Source organism: Ameyamaea chiangmaiensis (genome assembly GCF_013376175.1).
Taxonomy (GTDB): domain Bacteria; phylum Pseudomonadota; class Alphaproteobacteria; order Acetobacterales; family Acetobacteraceae; genus Ameyamaea; species Ameyamaea chiangmaiensis.
Genome location: NZ_JABXXR010000290.1, coordinates 1 through 1,546, shown reverse-complemented (window position 1 = coordinate 1,546; position 1,546 = coordinate 1). Strand labels below are relative to the sequence as shown.

Below are 1,546 nucleotides of genomic sequence, written 5' to 3'. Positions count from 1 at the left end.
ATGCCGTGTCCGACACCGACGGGGGCGTGCGTCTGGCCGACGGCGACGGGGTCCTGATCGGTCCTGAGGGCGGCTTCGCGGAGACGGAGCTTCGGGCGATCCTCGGGCGCCCGTTCGTGCGGGGGGTGTCGCTGGGGCGGCGCATCCTGCGCGCCGATACGGCGGCGGCGGCGACATTGGCGCGTTTCGGCGGATTCTGAACCGCTGCGAAAATGGAGACGCGGGAGTTTCCGAAACCTGACAAGCCTGTTATGAACATGAAACCGTTCTTCTTTCGGTCCGTTCCGACAGGCAGCCGCAGGCCCAGCGCGGGGTGCGCGCCTTTCGTCCGATCGCTGCTTGCAGGATACAGTCAGAGCCGATGTCCAACCCAGGTGACCTGAACGACACCCGCCTTCAGTCGTGCGCGCAGCTCGTGTCGGTGTTTGCTGATGCGGTGAAGCCCCGCGCGCACTGGCGCATCGGAACCGAGCACGAGAAGTTCGGCTTTGTACTCCCCGATGACGCGGACAGCGGACGCACCCCGTTCGCCCCGCCGCCCTACGCTCCGCGCGGCATCGGCGACCTTCTTGGCGCGTTCGACGCGCAGGGCGACGGTGAGCGCTGGAGCGGCATCGTCGATCAGGGCCACCTGATCGGCCTGAAGGGTATCGGACCCCGCAAGGGTGGATCGATCTCTCTCGAACCGGCGGGGCAGTTCGAACTGTCCGGCGCCCCGCTGGCCAGCCTGCACGACACACGTGCCGAAATGGCCCAGCATTTCGACGATCTGCGCTCCCCGGCCGCGGCGCTCGGTCTGGGGTTCGCCCCGCTGGGCTTCCAGCCGCTGTCGACCCAGGCCGCCATGCCGATCATGCCCAAGAGCCGCTATGCCATCATGCGGGCCTACATGCCCAAGGTCGGCACACGCGGTCTGGACATGATGACGCGCACCTGCACCGTGCAGGTGAACCTCGATTACGGCTCGGAAGCCGACATGCGGCGCAAGATGCGGGTGTCGCTCGCGCTTCAGCCGCTGGCCACCGCCCTGTTCGCAAACTCCCCGTTCTACGAGGGTGCGCCCAACGGCCTGATGTCCAACCGCGCGCAGGTCTGGACCGATACCGACAACCAGCGTTCGGGCATGCCGCGCTTCTTCTTCGACGAGGATTTCGGCTTCGAGCGGTATATCGACTGGCTGATCGACGTGCCGATGTATTTCGTCATGCGCGACGGCCGGATGATCGACGTCGCAGGACGCTCGTTCCGCGACTGGCTGGCCGGGCGCCCGCAGCCGGGGCTGGAGGGTCTGACCCCCACGATCGGCGACTTCGAGGACCACATGACCACCGTCTTTACCGACGTGCGTCTGAAGCAGTTTCTCGAAATGCGCGGCGCGGATGCCGGAAGCCCGGAGATGATGCTCGCCCAGTCGGCCCTGTGGGTCGGGCTGCTGTATGATGACGCCGCCCTGACCGCGGCCGAGGCGCTGGTGCGTGAATCCGCGCCGGAAGACTACATCGCCCTGCGCGCGGCCGTGCCCGCGCAGGGCATGGGGGCCGCGTGG

Annotated in this window: 2 protein-coding genes; both read left to right on the top strand. The window is 67.4% G+C overall.

The features are described from left to right. Window positions 1-200, top strand: a 200-nt coding sequence (locus HUK82_RS16450) for a 16S rRNA (uracil(1498)-N(3))-methyltransferase (RefSeq protein WP_176614944.1), incomplete at its 5' end; no start/stop codon positions are given. A gap of 161 nt (window positions 201-361) precedes the next feature. After that, on the top strand, window positions 362-1,546 hold a 1,185-nt coding region (locus HUK82_RS16445), incomplete at its 3' end, for a glutamate--cysteine ligase (protein ID WP_176614943.1).